The following is a 19899-nucleotide window of genomic DNA, read 5'->3' as shown; positions in this document are numbered from 1 at the left end:
TGCGGTCACTTGCCCGCCGCGGCCGGGATCGCCTGGTCCTTCATCGACTTCAGCGCGGACGCCTGGGCCGCCGACAGCGCGTCGGAGAGCGTGCCGTCACCGGCCGCCGCCTTGGCCATCGCGTCCTGGAGCGCGAGGTTCACCGTCTTCTGGGTGGGGCCCCAGGCGAAGCTGGTGTTGATCTTCTTGGACGAGTCGGCGAAGACGTCGAAGATCTTCTCGTTGTTGTAGTACGGAACTCCCTTGGAGAGCGCGGGCAGTTGGAGCCCGGCGTTCGCCGCCGGGTAGAGGCCGCCCAACTGGTTCTCCAGCGCGAGGGCCTCCGGGTCGGTGTTGAGCCAGGTGTTGAACTTGACCGACTCGTAGAGGTGCTTGCCGCCCTTCATGAACGCGACGGTCGAGCCGCCCCAGTCGCCGGAGGCGCCGTTCGTACCCCACGTCGGCATCGGGACGATCGTCCACTTCCCGGCCTGCTTGGGCAGGTTGTCGCGGAACATGCTGTAGCCCCAGGCCGCGCCGACGTAGCTGGCGATCTGGTCCTTCTGGTACGCGGCGTACATCTGCGTCGAACCGTTGGCGAGGTCGGTGCGCACGAGCTTGCCGGAGATCAGTTTCTGCCAGTAGTCGGCGACCTGCTTGCTCTGGTCCGAGGCGACGGTGACTTGCCACTTGTCGCCGGAGTAGCTGTACATCTGGGCGTTGTTCTGCCAGAGGAGCCCGTTGAACCACTCGGCGTTGTTCGGGTCGAAGAACGTGATGTCGAGCTTGGGGTCCGCCTTGTGCAGCTTCTGCGCGGCGGCCGCGTACTCGTCCCAGGTCGTGGGGATCGCGATGCCGTACTTCTTGAAGATGTCACTGCGCACGTAGAGGGCCATCGGCCCGGTGTCCTGCGGCAGGGCGAACACGCCGGTGCCGCCGAAGCTGGTCTGCGACCAGGTCCACGGCACGAACTTCGACTTGGCCGCGGTGGCCGCCGAGCAGGCCGAGGCGTCCACGAAGGCGCTCTGGGTGCGGAGGTTGGGGAGCTCGTCGTAGCCGACCTGCGCCAGGTCCGGCGCCTTGCCCGCCTTGAGGGCGTTGCCGAGGGTGCCGTACTGGTCGTTGGAGATGTTCTTCGTCTCGACCTGGATGTTCGGGTTCTTCTTGTTCCACAGGGCGACGACCTTGTCCATGCCCGGAACGGTGTTCCAGTACTGGAGGGTGACCTTGCCCTTCGCCGGTGCGCAGGAGGCCGTGGAGGTCTTGGCCGACGGCGTGGACGACGAGCATCCGGCGAGTACGGCGACACTGGCGGCCACGGCGACGGAGGCGAGGCGGATGCGCTTGACTGTGCTGCTCATGGTTTCCGTTCCAGACAACGACTAGCGACGGTGCTAGGCGGTTCGATGCTGATCCCTCGGGCGGGATGCCTTCTGGGTGGAAGGGACGTGGGCACACCATTTGTTGCGGGGTTGTCGTGGGGTCTAAGAGCGTCCCGTGAGCGCTCCCGTGAGCGCTCCCGGGACTGCTTGCAGATAGACCTTTTGAAGTGGGTTATGAATGCTCGGAAGTTTGCGCTTCGGCGCGGGCGGGTGTCAAGACATTCGGACCGGACGCGTGCGCGGCGGTCAGGCGGAGCCGCTCAGCCGCAGTGCGGCCCGCACGACGAGGTCGTCGGCGGCAAGAGCTTCCCCTCCCGACAGCAGACGCGCGACCTGCTCGATGGCGAGCACGCCGAGCTGGCGCGTGTCGAGGGCGACGCTGCTGAGCGGGGGCTCGACGAGTGCGCCGAGCTGCAGACCGTCGAAGCCGATCACCGCCAGCTCCCGCGGCACGCTCCGGCCGAGCCGGCGTGCTTCGCGCAGGGCGCCGATCGCGATGATGTCGTTGAACGTGAACACCGCGGTGATGTCGGGGTGCTCGCCGAGCAGGGTCCTGAGCGCAGCACCACCTCCGTCCGCCGTCTGATCCGCGCCGACCACCATGCCGGCGTCGATCCCGTGCTCCCTCGCCGCCGTGGTGAACCACTCGTGCCGGATGCTCGGCTCGGCGCGGGTGTGGTGGTCGAGCATGCCGATCCGCGTGTGCCCCGTCGCGACCAGATGCGCGACCGCCGCGTGCACCCCCTCCTCACCGTCGATCCGGATCGCGCTGAACCGCGTCCGCTGCTCACGCCCGATGAGCACCACCGGCATGCCACGGGTGAACTTCTCCAACTCGCCCTCGGGGCAACTGAAGTAGCCGATCACCGCGTCCACCTGCGAACTGATCACCTGGAGCGTCCCGAGTTCCTCCTCCGCCCGGTCCCCGGTGTCGTACACCACGACCTGCCAGCCACGGGTGCGGGCCGCCTCCAGCGCGGCGGCCGCGACCTCCGTGAAGAACGGGTTCAGCAGATCCGGGATGACCAGCCCGATCGTCATCGTGTCCTGCCGCACCAGCCCCCGCGCGAACCGGCTCGGCCGGTAGCCCAGTGCCCGCGCCGCGTCCAGCACCCGCTGTTTCGTCTCGCTGTCGATCTCGCCCTTGTCGTTCAGCGCCCGTGACACGGTCTGCCGTGACACCCCCGCCGACGCGGCGACATCATTGATCGTGACCTTCCGCGGCTCGGTCCCAGCCGCCGACGGCACCACCATCGCCCACCTCCCGCTTCTCGCGAACGCCGGTGCGCGCGCAGAGCCCGAGTATGCATGTACGGGGGCGGGGGGACGAAGCGGTGGCCTCCGGCTTTGGTGGGGGTGTGGGTGCTGGGGGTGGGGTCGGTCGGGCTGAGGTGGTGGGGTCTGTGGGGTGGACCGGGGGTGGGGGGTGAGGTGTTCGGGGGATGCCAGGAACGGTGGTGGGGGTGTCGCGGCGGGTGTGGAAGGCGCTGCGCAAGGTGGCTTCACGGCGGTGGGTGCCGGGGGTGATGGGTGGTTGCGGGTTGTGCCAGGGCGTGGTGTCCGGCCGTCACGCTTGTGCGCGCTGAGCCTCGCGTCAACGGTGCGATCCTCGGAGGGGGTTCTACGGCGTCGGCGGGGCGACCGGTGTTCGGCGGATCGCCGGAGCGCTTGTCGGGTCGTCCAGCGGGGTGTCGCGGCAGGTCCTGGACGCGCCTCGCCCGGCCGCCTCGCCGCCAATGAGTGGCCGCACGTCGGCGTGTCGGCGCGTGGCCGATGTAGCTGCCGGCCTCGCGCCCGCAGCATGTTCGACTGGGAAGGTTCTACGGCGTCGGCGCGGCGACCGTAGCCCGGGGCGTCGCCGGAACCCTGGTCGGGTCGTCGAGCAGGGCGTCGCGGCAGGTCTGGAACGCGCCGCGCAGGGTCGCCTCGCCGCCGAGGACGCCGAAGGTGATGAGGGGCTGCATGTCGGGGGCCAGGGTGTGGCGGCCGGCCAGTCGTGGTTCGAGGCCGGGCCTGAGCCAGGGGGCCCAGGTGGCGAGGTATCCGCCGAGGATGATCTCGCCGGCGTCGGTGACACCGGAGACGCCGAGGATCGCCGCTCCCAGCGCGTCCCCGGCGGCGCCGAGCGCGGCGGTAGCGACGGGATCGCCCGCGCGCAGGCGACGGTCCAGTTCGGCGAGTGCCGGTTCGCCGCCCTGTGTCTCGGCGACGCGGTCCAACCCGGCGGCGTGGAGCAGGGGTTCGGGGCCGATGTAGGTCGCCAGACAACCCCGCGCCCCGCAGCGGCATTCGGGACCGTCGAGCGCGATCGGCAGGTGCCCGATCTCGCCCGCCATGCCGTGACTCCCGCTGTGCACCCGGCCGTTGACGAGCAGCCCGCCGCCCACGCCGGTGTCCGCCTTGATGTAGGCGACGGTGTCGGGGTGCCGCACACCCTCGGCCGCGAGGGCGTGGTACTCGGCCAGCGCCGCCATGTTGGCGTCGTTGACCACCTCGACGGGGCAGTCGAGCAAGGGGAGTTCGGCGGCGACCAGGGCTCGCAGGTCGGTGCTGCGCCAGCCGAAGTCGATGGCGGCGGCGACCAGTTGGGAGGGGCCGACGACCGGTCCGGCCATGGCGACGGCGAGTTGGGCGAGGTGGGCGTGCGGTGTCGCGTCCCGTACCGCCGCCTCGGCCGTCCGCACCACGCAGCCGATGACCGCGGCGAGCGCGCGCGGATCGCCGTACGGCGCGTGGTGGGGCGCCGACTCGCGGTGCAGGACCTTGCCCTGGAAGTCCGCCGCCATGACATGCACGGACTCCAGGCTGACCTGGGCGGCGAGGACGACCACCCGTTCGGGAACGAGCCCCAGCAGCCGCCGGGGCCGGCCCCGGCCGCCGGACGGCACGGATCCCGCCTCACGCACCAGGCCGCGGTCGATGAGTTCCGCGACCAGCGCGGTGACGGTGGCGTGCACCAGCCCGGTGCCGACGGCGACCTCGGTGCGGGCGCACGGGCCATGGGCGTCGAGGTACCGCAGTACCAGGGCCAGATTGCGGCGTCGTACGTCGGCCGAGTCGGCGGGTGCGTTCACGCGGACGATTGTGCCCCGGCCGGACGGGATCCGGTCAAGGTGGCCAGGACATTATTTTTCGAGCCTTGAAATAAATAAATCCGCGTGGCCATACTCCCGGCACCGGCAACGACGCCGGTCCGTCCCCGTGGAGGCGTCCTTGTCCGCTTCGACCTCTTCCGCCCCCGCCACCGCCCGAACGGACGACACCCTGGGCCGCCCCCAGGTGAACGTCCTCATGTGGTCGATGGGCGCGGGATTCGCCGCTCTCTACACCGCCTACGCCGGTCTCGTGGTGGTCCTGCTCCCCACCCAGATCCAGAACCTCGACGCCGCCGCGAAGGAATCGAACCTCGCACTGGTGACGATGACCTCGTCGATCGTCACGCTCTTCGCCCAGCCGATCATCGGCGCGATCTCCGACCGCACCCGAGGCCGCCTCGGCCGCCGCACCCCCTGGATGCTGTTCGGCGCCGTCGGCGCGGTCCTCACCCTGCTGGCCATCTCCCACGCCACCACCCTGCTCTGGCTCACGCTGCTGTGGGTCGCCGTCCAAGTACTGCTGAACGTGATCCAGGCCCCGCTCACCGCCGTCATGGCCGACCGCGTCGCCCCCCGCCGCTTCGGCATGGTCTCCGCCTTCGTCGGCCTCGGCTCCAACCTCGGCGCCACCCTGGGCGTGATCGTCGCCGCCCGCTACGCCGGACGGCTCGGCCTGGGCTACGGCGTCATCGCCGCGATCGTCCTCGTGACCGTGCTCGCCTTCGTCCTCCTCAACCGCGACCGGACCCGCCCCGAGGCACCGGAGCCCTTCTCCTGGCGCCAGTTCCTGACCGGCTTCTGGGTCTCGCCGCGCCAACACCCCGACTTCGCCTGGGCGTTCGTGGCCCGTATGACCTTCATCCTCGGCTACTGGGGCGTCGCCACCTACCAGCGGTACGCCCTCCAGGACTATGTCGGCCTGGACGCCGACGCCGTGGACAGCGCCCAGCAGCTGATGTCCGTGCTCGCCCTCGTCGGCACCCTCGCGGGCGCCGTCCCCGCGGCGAAGATCTCCGACCGCACCGGCCGCCGCAAGATCTTCGTGATCGGCGCGTCGGTCCTGCTCGCCCTGTCCATGGCCATCCCGCTGGTCAGCCCCACCCTGCCCGCGATGTACGCCTACGCGCTGATCAGCGGCATGGGATTCGGTACGTACATGTCGCTGGACATGGCCCTGATGACCGAGGTCCTGCCCAAGGGCTCGGCGGCCGGCAAGGACCTCGGCATCCTCAACATCGCCACCAACGTGCCGCAGGCGCTCGGACCGATCATCGCCTCCGTGCTCATCACCTCCTTCGCCGCCGGATCCGACAAACTGCCGGGCTACCGCGTCCTGTTCGCCTTCGCCATGGCCGTCGTGCTGATCAGCGCGCTCGCCATCAGGCCGATCAAGGGAGTGAAGTAACGACGTAGGAAGTAGGAAGCAGGACCGCGGACAGAGGTCACCGAGAGACCTCCACGACCACCCGTTCCCCCCACCTCCCCAAGGAAGTCGCTCCGTGCCTCAGTCCGTGATCGCCGCCACGTCCCAGGGACCCGTCCTCGGGACGTGGCTGCACACCACCGCCCGTTTCCTCGGCATCCCCTACGCCCAACCCCCGGTCGGCGCACTCCGCTTCGCCGCCCCCGTCCCGGTCAGGCCGTGGACCGAACCACTCGACGCCACCCGGTACGGGCCCACCGCACAACGCCGCCCCTTCGTCCTCGACGGCCCCACCACCATCCCCGAACCCACGATCCAGGGCGACGGAGTCCTCAACCTCAACGTCTTCACCCCGGACCCGCACCCGGGCGCCGCCCTGCCGGTCCTCGTCTGGATCCACGGCGGCGGCTACGTCGCCGGATCCGCGGCCAGCCCCTGGTACGACGGCTCGGCCTTCGCCCGGGACGGAGTCGTCCTCGTGTCCATCGGCTACCGGCTCGGCATCGAGGGCTTCCTGCACCTCGACGACGCCCCCGACAACCGTGGTGTGCTCGACTGGATCGCCGCGCTGACCTGGGTCCGCGACAACATCGAGGCCTTCGGCGGCGACCCCGGGAAAGTCACCGTCGCCGGTCAGTCGGCCGGCGGCGGCGCCGCGCAGACCCTGATGGCCACCCCCTCCGCACACGGGCTCTTCCGCGCCGCGATCTCCCAGTCCGGCGCGGTCAGGTCCCCCCAGCTCCCGCGCGACGCCGTCGCCGACTCGGCCCGCCTGACCGAACGCACCGGCGTCCCCGCCCTCGCGTCGGCACTCCGCGACCTCACCGGCGACGAACTCCTAGCACTACAGGACGCCCTCACCACCCCCGAGGCCGGACTGCCCCTCGCCCCCTTCGCCGACGGGGAGTTGATCCCTGTGCCTGTCCCCGACGCCTTCGCGGCCGGCACCGCCGCCCCCGTCCCCCTCCTCCTCGGCTTCACCCACCACGAGTTCAACCCCCCGGCCGGAACCACCCCGCCACCCGCACCGCCCGAAGCCGTACAAGCCATGCTGGGCAGTCACGGCCTCGACCCCTCCGCAGTGGCCGAATACCTCGCCCTCCGTGCCGACGAGGACCCGGCGCAACGCATGGGCCAGGCTCTCACCGACGCCATCTTCCGCGGCCCCTCACTCGCCCTCGCCGAGGCCCGCGCCCACCACGAACTCCCCACCTGGTTCTACCACTTCACCTGGGGCAGCGCCGCCCACTGCATCGAGATCCCCTTCGCCTTCGACCTCCTGAACGCCGAACGCGTCACGGCCGCGACGGGCCCACACCCGCCCCAGCCCCTCGCCGAGGCGATGCACGCCGCCTGGGTCGCCTTCGTCCGCGACCTCGACCCCGGCCCCGACTGGCCCCGCTACACCAACAAGCGCCGCTCGACGATGATTTGGGACATCACCCCGCACACCCTCGATGACCCACTGAGCGCGGAACGCCGCATCTGGACCGCACGAGCAGCCACACCGTGAGGCTGTAGTGCAGCAATGGTCGGCCCCGCCGACGACGTGATCTGCGGGGCGCCGGGAAAACTCGGTGGCGGAACCGCGCCCTGGTCGTGGCACCATCGGCTCCCCCATCAGGTGAAGGGAGGCCGTGAGCATGACCAGGGAAGAGGCCATGAGGCAGCTCGGGCGACTCGGTCGGTGGCGCGCGTTCGGCCGGCATGTGGGATCCGACCAGTTGATCCAGGCGGGGCTGGACGCACTCCTCGCGGACGTCGACAGTCCATCCGTCCCCCTCCTGGCCGGTCTTGCGCGAAGGGAGGAGCCCGACGCACCTGAGCTCTTCGACCAAGTACTCGACGAGCTGGGCCTGTTCTTCGAGCCACCTGCCGACCCCACGGCCGCGAAATGGTCCCTCGCATACTGGCTGGCCGAGCAGATCATCGACGGCAGCCTTGCCCCGTCCACCGGAGCCGACCTGATCTGAGCCGAGGTAGCCGGGGACCTCGACTACCCGGACGCACTTCAGCCGATCGTCCGGTGCGCGATGTCGCTCGCCGACTGGGACGAGAAAAACTGGAACGTGCCTTTCGAGTCTCTCGAACGCGACGCCCTCCAGGCCGCGAGGGATCTGCTGAGCAACCGGCAGCCCACTGTGGGCAGCTGGACCAGCGCTTATGCTGCCTGCGACGAGGCGACAGGAGGCCCGTATGCACAAGCCCCGCATCCGTGCGCTGGCCAGAACAACGGCTGCCGCGCTGGTGATGCTCATCGCGCCGGCATGCGGTCACCCGGAGTCGGCGACGCAAGCCCCCATCGCGAGCCCAGCCCCGAACTCCTCCGTGTACGCCTCCGAGTTGGAGAAGAGCGACCTCCCTTGGAGCGGCGGCCCGAGCCCGTACAACGCCGAGGTGAAACTCGACGACGGCCGCCGCGTGGCCCTGCACTACCGCCGGGGCAAGGGACTCGTCGAGCAGCACTACAGCCCCCGAGAGAGGGCCTGGACCCAACCCTCCGTCATCTACCGCACCGGAACCGACGCATGCCAGGGCATCGAACTGCGCACGAACAACGGCACCGTCGCGGCGATCGCGGACTTCGGCCCGTACTGCTACGACGGTGAGCCTCCGACCGAGTCCATCGCCGCGGTCGCCACCGGCGGCCTGACCGGGTGGAGCGTCGACGTCACGAAGAACTTCGACGGCTGGGAACGGGTCTCCGTCTCCGCCGACGGACAAGGGGTCGTCTTCGGCAGGAAGACAACACTGCGGTGGAGCCGGGCCCACGGCTTCGCCCCTCACTGACCGACCCTCACCGCAAGCACGCACCAGGAGAACCATCAGCCCGAGGAGTCACACCCGTCCCCAACTGCGCCTTCACAGAAAGGGCTTGCCGCCGTATCCCCGGGCCTGACACGATCGCTGCTTCCCTCACTCCGAGCAGCGGGTGGCGGCCGTCAAGGAGGTCCGGTGTCGAAGCGGTGGCTGTTCCTGTCGGCGGCCGCGGTACTCATCGTCGTCTCCCTGGCGTTGGTGCTTCTGCCCGGCCACGACAGCGGCGAGGACGTCGCGGCCGTGTCCGAACCCACAGCCAGCGGCTCCGCGACCAACTCGCCGTCCGTGAGCGGCACGTCGAGCGTCTCCGCGCGGCCGACCGCCCCCTCGAAGAAGCCGTCGGCGACGCCGACCCATCACGCGAGTGCCACCTCGGCCGTACCGTCGCCCACCAAGGCCCGCCAACAGGCCTCCACCACCGCCTCGTTGGCGGGACGCATTCGGCCCGGTGTCACCTACCGAGGAGTCGCCACCTTCTACGACGCGGACGGCAGCGGTGCCTGCCTGTACGACCCGAGCAGTGACGTCCTGACCGGCGCGATGAACACCGCCGACTACGAGTCGTCCAAGGCGTGCGGGGCGTACGTACGCGTGCGCGCGGCAAGCGGCGCCACCGTGACGGTCCGCATCACCAACGAGTGCCCGGGGGACTGCGCCCCCGGCCAGATCGACCTCAGCGCCCAGGCCTTCGCCAAGCTCGCCAGCCCCTCCGCCGGGCGGATCCCGATCACCTGGAACCTGGTGAGCCCCAGTACGTCCGACACGATCTCGATCCGCTACAAGACCGGTTCCACCCGCTACTGGTGCGGCATCCAGGCGATCGGTCACCGCAATCCGCTGGCCCGCCTCGAGGTCCGCGCGGGTGGTGGCTGGCGTCAATTGGCGCGCGCCGACTACAACTACTTCCTCTCCGAGGACGGCACCGGCTGCGGCGGCGAGATCAGGCTCACCGACATCTTCGGCGAACAACTCACCGTCGGCGACGCACTCCCGGTGCGACCGAACGTCACACAGCCCACGCGGGTCCAGTTCGCCCGGCACTGACCTACTCAGACGGCAGGCGTGGGAGTGCTGTCGCTGGCGTCGGCCATGGCCCGCCGTAGCCGCGCCTCGTCCGAACTGCCCGGCGCCGCCGTCAGGATGACGATCTTCAGGTCGGAGTCGCCGTCCGTCAGGACATCGCAGTCCACGTCCACGGGCCCGACCCCGGGATGGTCGACCGTCTTGCGGTCCTCGCGGTGCGCGGCCACCGTGCCGCTCGCCCACAACCGGGCGAACGTCGCGTTGCCCGCGGTGAGTTGCCGGATCAGCCCGGCCAGGCGGGCGTCGTGGGGGAAGCGGCCGGTGGCGCGGCGCAGGTCGGACACGATGGCCAGGTCCGAGCTCTCGCCGTCGCGCACCAACACCGGCCATGAGGCGATGCGTACGTCGTCGCCGGATCCGATCGGGAATCGCTCGCGGGCGAAGTTGCGGAGTTCGGGCGGCTTGGTGGAGGGGTCGCCGAGCAGGGCGGCCCACCCGTGGTTCCACCAGATCAACTGCCAGTCGGCGGCGAACACGGCGACCGCCACGTCCCCGAGCCGACTCAGCACGCGCCGCACGCCCGGCGGGATGCGGTCGGGGATCGGCTCGTCGTTCGGCGGGACCAGCCCGGCCATGCGGTAGAGGTGGTCACGCTCTACGTCGGTCAGCCGCAGGGCGCGCGCCAGCGAGGCGACGACCTGGGCCGAGGGGGCCGTGGACCGCCCCTGCTCAAGTCGCACGACGTAGTCGACCGACAGACCGGCGCGCTCGGCGAGTTCCTCCCGACGCAGGCCGGCCGCGCGGCGCGATCGGCCGGACGGCAGTCCGACGGCCGACGGCGCCAGCCGCTCCCGCCAGGCCCGGATCGTCGCACCCAGCCCGAGCCCCTCGTTCGTCGCCATGCCCTCCATCCTGCCTCAACTCCCGATCCTGGTAATGCCGTTCCTACGGTCCTGGCGTCCCTGGCACGGCTCCGGCCCGATGGGGACGATCGACGCATGACCACCACGTTCATCACCGGAGCCAACAAGGGTCTCGGCCACGAGACCGCCCGCCGCCTCCTCGCCCTGGGCCACACCGTGATCGTCGGAGCCCGCGACGAGGAACGGGGTGCTGCGGCCGCCGCAGTGCTGGGCGCGCGGTTCGTCCGTATCGACGTCACCGACGATGCCTCCGTCGCCGCTGCCGCGGCCGATGTCGCCGCACACGAAGGCGTTCTCGACGTCCTGATCAACAACGCCGGTGTGCACGGACCGCACGGCGACCCCGCCGAGCTGACCGGCGCGGACGCGCTCGGAGTCTTCGACGTCAACCTCTTCGGCGTGGTCCGCACGACCACCGCCTTCCTTCCGCTGCTGCGCCGGTCCTCGGATCCGGTCGTCATCAACGTCAGCAGCGGCATGGGGTCGCTCGCCATCACCCACGACCTGTCGCGGATCGAGTCCTCCGTCGTAGCGCCCCTGTACACCGCTTCCAAGGCTGCCCTCACGATGCTGACCACCCAATACGCCAAGGCCCTCAAGGACGTTCGCGTCAACGCCGTCGATCCCGGCTACACGGCGACCGATCTCAACGGGCACAGCGGCCCCCAGACCGTCACCGAGGGAACCGACGCGATCGTGCGGCTCGCGACCGAGGGTCCCGGCGCCGGTTCGGGCCGTTTCGTCGACCGTGACGGTCCGCTCGACCTGGCCTGAAGCCCACTCCCGCAACACACCCGACACAGCTTGGTTTCCCTGGGTGCTACCGACGGTAACAACAGAGGTGTCGCGGCACGCTCCACGTGTCCGTCACACCTCCCGCACCTCCCGCACCTCCCGTACGTCTTTCGGAAGGCACCCCATGGAAAATGCGCCGTCCCCCACGGTGATCAGCAGACGAAGAGCCCTGACGGTGGCCGGCGGTGTCGCCGCCGGCGCCGCCCTCGCGGCGCACGCGGTACCGGCGTTCGCGGCCGACACCTCGGACGCCGACGCCATCGTCGTCGGCCACGGACTCGCCGGACTGGTCGCGACGGCCGAACTCGTCGCCGCAGGCAAGAAAGTGCTGCTCCTGGACCAGGAACCCGAGTCCAACCTGGGCGGCCAGGCGTTCTGGTCCTTCGGCGGCCTCTTCCTGATCGACTCCGACGAGCAGCGGCTCATGGGCGTCAAGGACTCCCAAGAGCTGGCCTGGCAGGACTGGTTGGGCACGGCCGGCTTCGACCGCGGCATCGACGACCCGACCGGCCAGGACTACTGGGCCCACAAGTGGGCCGAGGCGTATGTGGACTTCGCGGCCAACGAGAAGCGGTCCTGGCTCTACGGCCTCGGTATCCGCTGGTTCCCGATCGTCGGCTGGGCCGAGCGCGGCGGCGGCCTCGCGGACGGACACGGCAACTCGGTGCCCCGCTTCCATGTCACCTGGGGCACCGGCCCGGCCGTGGTGGAGCCGTTCGAGAAGCAGGTGCGGGCCGGCGTCGCCGGCGGGAACGTGACCTTCAGGTTCCGCCACCGTGTCGACGAGATCGTCCGCACCGGCGGCGCCGTCACCGGCGTACGCGGCGCGATCCTCGAACCCAGCACGGCTCAGCGCGGCAAGGCCACCTCCCGCACGGTGGTGGGCGACTTCGAACTCAGCGCCCCGGTCGTCATCGTCACCTCGGGCGGCATAGGCGCCAACCACGATCTCGTACGACAGAACTGGCCGGCCCGGCTCGGCAACGCGCCCAAGACCATGATCACCGGCGTACCCGCCTACGTGGACGGCCGGATGCTCGGGATCACCGCGTCGGCGGGCGGCCGTATCGTCAACCCCGACCGGATGTGGCACTACACCGAGGGCCTCAGGAACTACGACCCGATCTGGCCCAACCACGGCATCCGCATCCTGCCGGGACCGTCCTCGATGTGGTTCGACGCCAAGGGCAAGCGCTTCTCCGCCCCCGACATGCCGGGCTACGACACGCTCCACACCCTGGGTTCGATCACCGCGAGCGGCTACGACTACTCCTGGTTCATCACCACGAGCAAGATCATCGCGAAGGAGTTCGCCCTCTCCGGCTCCGAGCAGAACCCGGACCTCACCAACAAGGACATCCTGATGCTCCTCTCGCGCATCTGGCAGACGCCGGAGCCGATCGAGAAGTTCAGGAAGAACGGGGTCGACTTCGTCACCGCCTCCAGCCTCTCCGAACTGGTCCTCGGCATGAACAAGCTCACCGGCGACGGCCTCATCCAACTGGCCGACCTCCAGCGGCAGATCGAGGCACGGGACCGCGAGATCGACAACCCGTACTCGAAGGACGCCCAGGTGATGGGCATCCGCAACGCCCTGTCCTACCCCGGGGATTCACTCAGCCGCACGGCCGCGATCCACAAGATCCTGGACCCGAGCGCAGGACCGCTGATCGCCGTCCGCCTCAACATCCTCACCCGCAAGACCCTCGGCGGGCTTCAGACCGACCTCTCCGGCCGCGTCCTGGACGCCTCCGGCACACCGATTCCCGGTCTGTACGCGGCCGGTGAGGTGTCCGGGTTTGGCGGCGGGGGAGTGCACGGCTACCGCTCGATGGAGGGCACCTTCCTCGGCGGCTGCCTGTTCTCCGGCCGCCAGGCGGGACGCGCGGCGGCGGCCGCGATCTGAGTGGTACAGCGTTCTCAGCTCGTCGGCAACTCGGGTGCAGCCACCCCGGGTTGCCGACGTGTCACCCGAGGACGAGCGGCAACTTCGCGCTCAGCGCGCCCAGTTGTGTCTTCTCCGCATCCGTCGGAGCGCGCCGACCGGTACCGACGAGCAGGGCGTCCCGGTCGGAGAAGGGCGCGGGGAAGGCGGCTCCGGCGATTTTCTCCAGCAACTCGCGTGCCCCGGCGAGCGTTTCGGCGGGCGGCCCCGGCCTGTGCGGGAGGTGCGCGACCAGGTCGAGATGGTGCAGGGTCCACTCCAGGACGTACGCGGAGAGATAGTCGCCCGCGGTGAGCACCTCGCCCTGGGTGCCGACCCGCAGGGCCGGGTCGGCGAGCCGGGCGGCACGGCCTGCGGCCGAACCGACGTCGTCCAGATGGAACTTGAGCAACCAGGGCTCCTCGTACGCGGCGGCCAGCCGGACGATCAGCGCGTCGAGCGGGTCCTGGCCGGTGGGCGGCGTCTGTGTGACCGTCCAGTAGGTCACCGCGTCGCGGGTCGGTTCCGTGGCGGCCGGAGTCACGAGGGTGATCAGCACGTCCTGGGCGTCGATGACCAGATGACAGACCAGATCCCGCACCAGCCAGCCGGCGCAGCCCGACGGCAGGGCGAAGTCCTCGTCCTCAAGGTCGGCTACCGCCGTGAGCAGCGCGGTCCAGGAGCGTGAGAAGAGATCCATCCCGGAACGCTAGGGCGACGTCACAGCGGCCCGCAAGCGGACCGTGTCAGGTGATTCGGCGGTGTGCCTCCAGTACATTAGAGCTAAGATAATTAGAGCTAATGCATCTAGCGGGAAGGGGCCCTGCCCGTGGACCTACGGCAAGTCTTCGACGACCTGGTGCGCTTCGAGACGGACCTGTGGAACGGGATCGACGCCCGGCTCCGGGACGAGTGCGGTGTGACCCTGGGCGGTCTGAATGTGTTGCTCGTCGTCGAGCGCGCGGGCTCCTGCCGGGTGAACGACATAGCCGCCGCCCTCTCGATCACCGTCGGCGGCGCCAGCCAGGCCGTCGACCGGCTGGAGAGACTGGGCCACTGCGCGCGGCGGCCCCACGACACCGACCGCCGCTCCTCGATCGTCGAACTGACGGCGGCCGGACAGGAGTTGGTGACTGAGGCCGGACCGGTGTTCGATCGCGAGCTCTCGGCCCGGCTGGCCGCTCCGCTCCCGGACGCGGCACTCGGTCACCTCGCCGACGCGCTCGCCGTGCTCCGTGCCGCCACCCCGCCCGCGCCGACACCCCTGACGAAGGAGACCCGATGAGCCCCGCAGCAGCACGAGCCGTGCGCTTCGACCAGTACGGCGACCGCGACGTCCTCCATGTCGAAGAGGTACCCATGCCCCGACCCGCCGCGGGGGAAGTCCTCGTCGAGGTCAGGGCGGCCGGGATCAACCCCGGTGAGGCGGCGATCCGTTCGGGCGCGATGCACGAGCGGCTCCCCGCGACGTTCCCGTCCGGCCAGGGCAGCGACCTCGCCGGTGTCGTCACCGAACTCGGCGCGGACGTCAGCGACTTCAGCCTCGGCGACGAGGTCCTCGGCTTCTCCTGGGGCCGTTCCAGCCACGCCACCCATGTCGTCGTACCGGCGTCGCAGCTCATCCCCAAGCCGGACGCCCTCAGTTGGGAGGTGGCCGGTTGCCTCTACGTCGTCGGCTGCACCGCGTGGGCCGCCGCGGACGCGGTGGCCCCCAAGCCCGGTGAGACCGTCGCCGTCTCGGCCGCCGCCGGTGGCGTGGGTACCGTCGTCGTCCAACTCCTCGCCGTACGGGGCGCACACGTCCTCGGCATCGCCTCATCCGCCAACGCCGACTGGCTCACCGCCCATGGCGCGACGCCGGTTCCGTACGGTGACCAGCTCGCCGAGAACCTCACCGCCGCCGCACCCGACGGGATCGACGCCTTCATCGACCTCTTCGGTCCCCAATACGTCCAACTCGCCGCCGATCTGGGCATCCCCGTGGACCGGATCGAGACGATCATCTCGTTCCAGAAGGCACAGGAACTCGGCACCAGGAGCGCGGGCAGCGTCGACGCCTCGACCCGCGAGGTCCTCACCGAGATGGCCGACCTCGTCGCCTCCGGCCGCATCGAGATCCCCATCGCCGCCAGCTACCCGCTCGACCGCGTCCGCGACGCGTTCGCCGAACTCGAACAGCGCCACACGCGCGGGAAGATCGTGCTCATCCCCTGAACCGACCCGACATCACTTGCTGCCGCGGAGGGCCGACGTGGTCTTCCCGGTGCGCTCGCGGAGCAACACCCGCAGGGTATTGGGGTGTTCGTAACCGACCTTCCTGGAGATGGTCTCCAGGGACAGACCGGTGGTGCGCAGCAGATGGGAGGCGCGCTCGATCCGCAGGTCCTGGACGAAGCGGATGGGTGAGGTGCCCATGGTGCGCTGCACGGCACGCTGCAGCGTCCGCTCGCTCACACCGATGGCGCCGGCCGCCTCGGGGATGGTGATGGGCTCGGCCAGATGCTCCCGGGTCCAGAGTTCGAAGGCCGCGACGGTGGGATCGCTCTGGGCCAGTGCGCTGGGAATCGTGTACGCGGCCTGCGAGGGGCGTTCGTCGACCACGAGATGGCGGGCGACCAGGTCGGCGAGCGCGGGGCTGCCGGTCCGGACGATCGCCAGCGCGAGATCGACATGGCCGAACGCCGCGCCGGCGGTGGTGATGCCCTCGCAGGCGATGACCATCCGGCTGTGATCGAGGCGCACCTCGGGATAGCGGCTCCGGAACGCCGGCGACAACCACCAGGTCGTCGTGGCGCGCAGCCCGTCCAGCACTCCCGCCTCGGCCAGGAGGAAGGTACCCGCGCACGCCGAGGCAACGGGCGTACCCCGGGCGCGAGTTCGCACCACGAGGTCCCGCACCGGACGGGACTCCTCACCGCCGACATGGTCGAGCAGCGCGGCGGCATCGCTCTGCCCGAGCGCCGGGACGACCAGAAGGTCCGCCGTCTCGGCGAGCTCCAGCGGCTCGGGAGCCACGAGGAATCCGGTACGGGTCCGCACCTGCGGGGCGGGGCCGACCAGTGTCACGTTCCAGGTCGGCGACGGCTCGTGGATCCGCTCGCCCAACGCGTTGGCGTAGCTCAGCACATCGAGGATGGCCGAGAGCCCCGAGTCGAACACCCCGTCGTAGACGACGACCGCTACATCCATGGCGGGAACGATATCAACCGTGTCGTTTCTGCCACTGATGTGATCACCGGCGGCCGCCATAGGTTCGTCGTGCGCCGGGAGCCCGGCGGTTCGTACGCAAGGAGTGATGACAGTGAAGGTCGGTCTGTTGGTACGCATCGAGGCCAAGCCCGAATTCGCCGACGAGGTGGAGGCCATGCTCCGCGGTGCGCAGGAGTTGGCCGAGCGGGAGGAGAAGACGGTGACGTGGTTCGCGTTCCGTGAGAACGCCACGACCTTCGGGGTCTTCGACACCTTCGAGGACGAGCAGGGACGTCAGGCCCACCTGACGGGCCGGATCGCCGAGGCGCTGGGGGAGGCCGCGCAGACCAAGCTGAGCGCGCCGCCGGTGATAGCCCCGGTCGACCTGCTGGGGGTCAAGGTCTCCTGAACTCGGTAAAACGGGCGCGCTACGCGAATCCGCCGTTGCTCATGAGGAGTTGGCCATTGATCCACTGGCCTTCCGGCGAGCAGAGGAAGTCGACGAGGTGAGCGGTGTCCCGCGGGGTGCCGAGACGGTTCAGCGGCGTCTGGCGAATCATGTGCGCGCGCCCCTCGACCGTCATCCAACCCGTGTCCACCGGGCCCGGGTTGATGACGTTGGCGGTGACACCGAGGTGGGCGAATTCATGGGCCGCGGCGAGGGTGATCCGATCCAGGGCACCCTTGCTCGCGCCGTACGGGAGGTTGTTCACGGTGTGGTCGCTGGTGAGAGCGATGATCCGCCCACTGCCCGGCGCGGCGGCGAACCGCCGGCCGTACTCGCGGATCAGCAGCCATGTGGCGCGCGCGTTGACCGCGAAGTGCCGGTCGAAGCTCTCGACGGTGGTGTCGAGCAGCCCGGAGTCGACCGACTCGCAGTGGCACATCACCAAGGCGGTGACCTTGCCGAGTCGCCTTTCGACCTCGTCGAAGACCTGGGCCGGAGAGTCCGGGTCGGCGAGGTCCGCCTCGACGGCCCTGGTGGCGGCGCCGTGTACGGCGAGGGCATCGGTGATCGCGCCGGTGGCGCCGGACTCGACGCCCCAGTCCATGCGTTCGTCGTAGGCAGACCAAAAGGTGAAGGCGATGTCCCAGCCGGAGGCCGCCAGCCGATCGGCGATACCCGCACCGATGCCGACGGTCCGGCCCACTCCGGTGATCAGTGCGAGGGGGCGGGCAGGTGGGTGGCCGTCGCTACTCGTCATGTTCCGAGATCGTTCACGACCGGCATGGGATCGGCAACTGCCTTTTGTGGTGGGCGGCCTGAGGGACCACGGGAGCACCACCCGTCCCGCTTGAAGTTTCAATCGATGTCGGTCAGACTCTTGTTTGAGGCTTCAAACGGCCTGACCTGACGAGGCCCTTGACGATCTTCCTGTCACCACACTCCCTGGAGTTGTCATGTCTATCGCCTCTGACAAAGTCACCGTCCGCCGTGGTCCGCTCGTTGTGGTGGGAGGTGTGTTCGCCGCGATCGTCGCGGCCTGTGCGGCGGACGCGGTGATCGCGCTCATCGCCCTGGCGGCGGGCGCGCCCGATGATTTCAGCCCGCTGAAGGCACCCTCGTACATCTTCCTGACGGCGGTCGGGCTGGTGGTGGGTGCCGTCGGATGGGCCGTCATGCGCAGGGTGTCGAAGGATCCTCGGGCCTTGGTGCGGTGGCTGGTGCCGACCGTCGTCCTGGTCTCCTTCGTGCCCGACTTCCTGCAGTACGGCAACGGCGGCGCGACCGGCGTCGGGGCGCTGCTGCTGATGCACGTGACGGTCGCGACGGCCGCGGTGTTCACCTACCGCAAGGTCATGCCCCTGACGTAGGTCGTCCGCCGCGGCGAGCGGAGTCGGACCCCGTCACCGTCCGACCGTCGTGCGCCACAACTCCCGTGCCTCCGCCGCCGCGTATGGCGCTGCGAGCAGCAACGGCTCGTCGTAGGCCGGGAGGTGGGGCATGGCGACCGCGCCCGCCTCGGTCGCGATCAGCAGGGCCGGCAGTCCGTCGACGGGGTGGAACTCGCCGATCGCGGCGGCCGTCGCCCGGCCCGCCGCGACCTGGACCAGGGAGAGGGCGGTCGAGCCCATGACGCGTGCCGTGCAGTGCCGGGCGGCGAGTTGGGCGAGCAGGGGGTCGAGCCCCGGCCAGTGCGCGTGGGCTGCCCATTCCGTCAGGAACACATGGCCGGTGAGTGTGGTGTGGTCCGCCGCGCGGATCGGGGTTCCGTTCAGGTGCGCACCCTTGCCCCGCACCGCGGTGAAGACCTCGCGCCGCCACGGGTCCGCCACCAGCCCCAGCAGCGGTGTGCCGTCCGGCTCCGCAAGACCCAGCGAGAACGAGCACCAGCCAAGTCCGTGGGCGTAGTTGGTCGTTCCGTCCACGGGGTCGATCACCCAGTGCGGGGCCTCGTCCGACGTTCCGTCCTCGGCGCCGTACTCCTCGCCGTCGATGCCCCAGCCGGGGAACTCCCGCCGCAGCACCGCCCGTACGTGCCGCTCCACCGCCTCGTCCGTGTCCGTGACGATGTCGGCCGGGCTCGCCTTCTGCCGGACCGGACCCGTGCCTCCGGCGTTCCCGTCCCGGATCGCCGCCGACGCCCACTCCGCCAACTCCACGGCCACCCGCAGAGCGCCGTCCAGGTCATGTCCGTTCGCCACAGCTCTTCACCACTCCGTTCACGTCGTTGCTTATGATCGCGTCCACACCCAGGCGAGCAGTTCGGCGCGCCCGTCCCGCGTCGTCCACCGTCCAGCAGCTCACCAGCACGTCCCGCGCATGCCAGTAGGCCACCGCCTCCGCGGCCCCGCAGAACATCGCCACCGGCCCCAGTCGGCCGACTTCCGCGTGAGCCGCCACCTCGACCACCGGGTCCCCGGTGTCCAGCAACAGGGGTACCCCGGCGGCGACTTCCAGCGCCTCCCGCAGGGTCGGGACCCCCGGAGCGAGGTCCCGCAGCTCGGCGAGGGTCAGGTCCGCGATCGACTCGGTGCGGTCCCACAGGCGGCGCAGATCGTCGTCGTGGTGCAGTACGACGACGCCGTCCGCCGTGCGACGCAGGTCCACCTCGATCGCGGCGGCACCCGCGCCCGCCGCTCGTCGTACGGCGTCCAGGGTGTTCTCCACCGCGGCCCAGGGGTCGCCCCGGTGCGCGACGGCCGGCGCACGCCGCGCGCTCATGCCGCCTCCGTTGCTACGGCGGGGTCGGCGGCGCACGACAGGGCCTGCCGGCCAACGGTCCGGACGGACATGGTGGTTGCTCCGGGCATTCTGGATCGGGGCGGAACGATCTGTTCCGGCGCACGATAGACAGGGGTGCCGGTGATTCGGGAACAACCCGATGAACAGGGACTTTTTTCA

At 70.1% G+C, this 19899-nt stretch carries 20 protein-coding genes; 11 read left to right on the top strand and 9 right to left on the bottom strand.

Going from position 1 to position 19899, the window contains the following annotated elements; translation table 11 throughout:
* Positions 1-5: 5 nt before the first annotated feature.
* The 3 genes from ABZT04_RS07270 to ABZT04_RS07260 form a co-directional block, all read right to left on the bottom strand.
* On the bottom strand, positions 6-1340 hold the full coding sequence (locus tag ABZT04_RS07270) for an ABC transporter substrate-binding protein (protein ID WP_356053959.1): 1335 nt from the start codon (positions 1338-1340) through the stop codon (positions 6-8).
* A gap of 267 nt (positions 1341-1607) precedes the next feature.
* Positions 1608-2615, bottom strand: coding sequence for a LacI family DNA-binding transcriptional regulator (locus ABZT04_RS07265; protein WP_356053957.1), 1008 nt, complete (start codon positions 2613-2615; stop codon positions 1608-1610).
* 566 nt (positions 2616-3181) lie between these two features.
* A complete protein-coding gene (locus ABZT04_RS07260; protein WP_356053955.1) occupies positions 3182-4435 on the bottom strand; it encodes an ROK family transcriptional regulator in 1254 nt (417 codons plus the stop codon).
* A 139-nt stretch (positions 4436-4574) separates the two neighbouring features.
* On the opposite strand from ABZT04_RS07260, the gene ABZT04_RS07255 reads away from it, so the two are divergent.
* The 5 genes from ABZT04_RS07255 to ABZT04_RS07235 all read left to right on the top strand — a co-directional run bounded on the left by ABZT04_RS07255 (position 4575) and on the right by ABZT04_RS07235 (position 9743).
* Positions 4575-5861: an MFS transporter gene (locus ABZT04_RS07255; protein ID WP_356053953.1), complete on the top strand. Its 1287-nt coding sequence runs from the start codon at positions 4575-4577 to the stop codon at positions 5859-5861.
* Between the two features lie 94 nt (positions 5862-5955).
* Positions 5956-7392 carry a carboxylesterase family protein gene (locus ABZT04_RS07250; RefSeq protein ID WP_356053951.1) on the top strand — a complete coding sequence of 479 codons (1437 nt, stop codon included), beginning with the start codon at positions 5956-5958 and terminating at the stop codon, positions 7390-7392.
* A gap of 130 nt (positions 7393-7522) precedes the next feature.
* Positions 7523-7852 carry a hypothetical protein gene (locus ABZT04_RS07245; protein WP_356053949.1) on the top strand — a complete coding sequence of 110 codons (330 nt, stop codon included), beginning with the start codon at positions 7523-7525 and terminating at the stop codon, positions 7850-7852.
* Between the two features lie 223 nt (positions 7853-8075).
* Entirely contained in the window at positions 8076-8669 is a 594-nt protein-coding gene (locus ABZT04_RS07240; protein WP_356053947.1) for a hypothetical protein, read from the top strand.
* Positions 8670-8834: 165 nt separating this feature from the next.
* A complete protein-coding gene (locus tag ABZT04_RS07235) occupies positions 8835-9743 on the top strand; it encodes an expansin EXLX1 family cellulose-binding protein (protein WP_356053945.1) in 909 nt (302 codons plus the stop codon).
* Between the two features lie 5 nt (positions 9744-9748).
* Here ABZT04_RS07235 and ABZT04_RS07230 read toward each other — a convergent pair whose 3' ends face one another.
* A complete protein-coding gene (locus ABZT04_RS07230) occupies positions 9749-10633 on the bottom strand; it encodes a helix-turn-helix transcriptional regulator (RefSeq protein WP_356053943.1) in 885 nt (294 codons plus the stop codon).
* An 87-nt stretch (positions 10634-10720) separates the two neighbouring features.
* On the opposite strand from ABZT04_RS07230, the gene ABZT04_RS07225 reads away from it, so the two are divergent.
* Complete coding sequence (locus ABZT04_RS07225) at positions 10721-11419, top strand: SDR family NAD(P)-dependent oxidoreductase (protein ID WP_356053941.1); 699 nt, start codon at positions 10721-10723, stop codon at positions 11417-11419.
* Positions 11420-11564: 145 nt separating this feature from the next.
* Positions 11565-13346 carry an FAD-binding dehydrogenase gene (locus ABZT04_RS07220; RefSeq protein WP_356053939.1) on the top strand — a complete coding sequence of 594 codons (1782 nt, stop codon included), beginning with the start codon at positions 11565-11567 and terminating at the stop codon, positions 13344-13346.
* Between the two features lie 61 nt (positions 13347-13407).
* On the opposite strand, the gene ABZT04_RS07215 is transcribed toward ABZT04_RS07220, so the two are convergent.
* Positions 13408-14064 (bottom strand): maleylpyruvate isomerase N-terminal domain-containing protein, encoded by a 657-nt coding sequence (locus tag ABZT04_RS07215; protein ID WP_356053937.1) that lies wholly within the window; start codon positions 14062-14064, stop codon positions 13408-13410.
* A gap of 129 nt (positions 14065-14193) precedes the next feature.
* Here ABZT04_RS07215 and ABZT04_RS07210 point away from each other — a divergent pair, with 129 nt between their 5' ends.
* Both ABZT04_RS07210 and ABZT04_RS07205 read left to right on the top strand, forming a co-directional pair.
* Positions 14194-14649 (top strand): MarR family winged helix-turn-helix transcriptional regulator, encoded by a 456-nt coding sequence (locus tag ABZT04_RS07210; protein WP_356053936.1) that lies wholly within the window; start codon positions 14194-14196, stop codon positions 14647-14649.
* Entirely contained in the window at positions 14646-15578 is a 933-nt protein-coding gene (locus ABZT04_RS07205; protein ID WP_356053935.1) for an NADP-dependent oxidoreductase, read from the top strand. Before ABZT04_RS07210 ends, ABZT04_RS07205 begins: the two co-directional genes overlap by 4 nt.
* 12 nt (positions 15579-15590) lie before the next feature.
* Here the strand turns inward: ABZT04_RS07205 and ABZT04_RS07200 are convergent, their stop codons facing one another.
* On the bottom strand, positions 15591-16553 hold the full coding sequence (locus tag ABZT04_RS07200; protein ID WP_356053933.1) for a helix-turn-helix domain-containing protein: 963 nt from the start codon (positions 16551-16553) through the stop codon (positions 15591-15593).
* Between the two features lie 106 nt (positions 16554-16659).
* Here ABZT04_RS07200 and ABZT04_RS07195 point away from each other — a divergent pair, with 106 nt between their 5' ends.
* Positions 16660-16962 carry an antibiotic biosynthesis monooxygenase gene (locus ABZT04_RS07195; RefSeq protein ID WP_356053931.1) on the top strand — a complete coding sequence of 101 codons (303 nt, stop codon included), beginning with the start codon at positions 16660-16662 and terminating at the stop codon, positions 16960-16962.
* Positions 16963-16981: 19 nt separating this feature from the next.
* Here ABZT04_RS07195 and ABZT04_RS07190 read toward each other — a convergent pair whose 3' ends face one another.
* Positions 16982-17758 (bottom strand): SDR family oxidoreductase, encoded by a 777-nt coding sequence (locus ABZT04_RS07190; RefSeq protein ID WP_356053929.1) that lies wholly within the window; start codon positions 17756-17758, stop codon positions 16982-16984.
* A gap of 196 nt (positions 17759-17954) precedes the next feature.
* Between ABZT04_RS07190 and ABZT04_RS07185 the strand changes: the two genes are divergently transcribed.
* Positions 17955-18368 (top strand): DUF6069 family protein, encoded by a 414-nt coding sequence (locus ABZT04_RS07185; RefSeq protein WP_356053927.1) that lies wholly within the window; start codon positions 17955-17957, stop codon positions 18366-18368.
* 33 nt (positions 18369-18401) lie between these two features.
* On the opposite strand, the gene ABZT04_RS07180 is transcribed toward ABZT04_RS07185, so the two are convergent.
* Together ABZT04_RS07180 and ABZT04_RS07175 are read right to left on the bottom strand one after the other, a co-directional pair.
* The gene (locus ABZT04_RS07180; RefSeq protein ID WP_356053925.1) at positions 18402-19199 is read right to left on the bottom strand and encodes an inositol monophosphatase family protein; all 798 of its coding nucleotides are present in this window, start codon (positions 19197-19199) and stop codon (positions 18402-18404) included.
* On the bottom strand, positions 19183-19719 hold the full coding sequence (locus ABZT04_RS07175) for a glycerophosphodiester phosphodiesterase family protein (RefSeq protein WP_356053923.1): 537 nt from the start codon (positions 19717-19719) through the stop codon (positions 19183-19185). Before ABZT04_RS07175 ends, ABZT04_RS07180 begins: the two co-directional genes overlap by 17 nt.
* Positions 19720-19899: the final 180 nt, after the last annotated feature.

This window comes from Streptomyces sp. NPDC005492, assembly GCF_040605995.1.
GTDB lineage: Bacteria > Actinomycetota > Actinomycetes > Streptomycetales > Streptomycetaceae > Streptomyces.
This window is presented reverse-complemented; position numbering and strand designations above follow the sequence as displayed.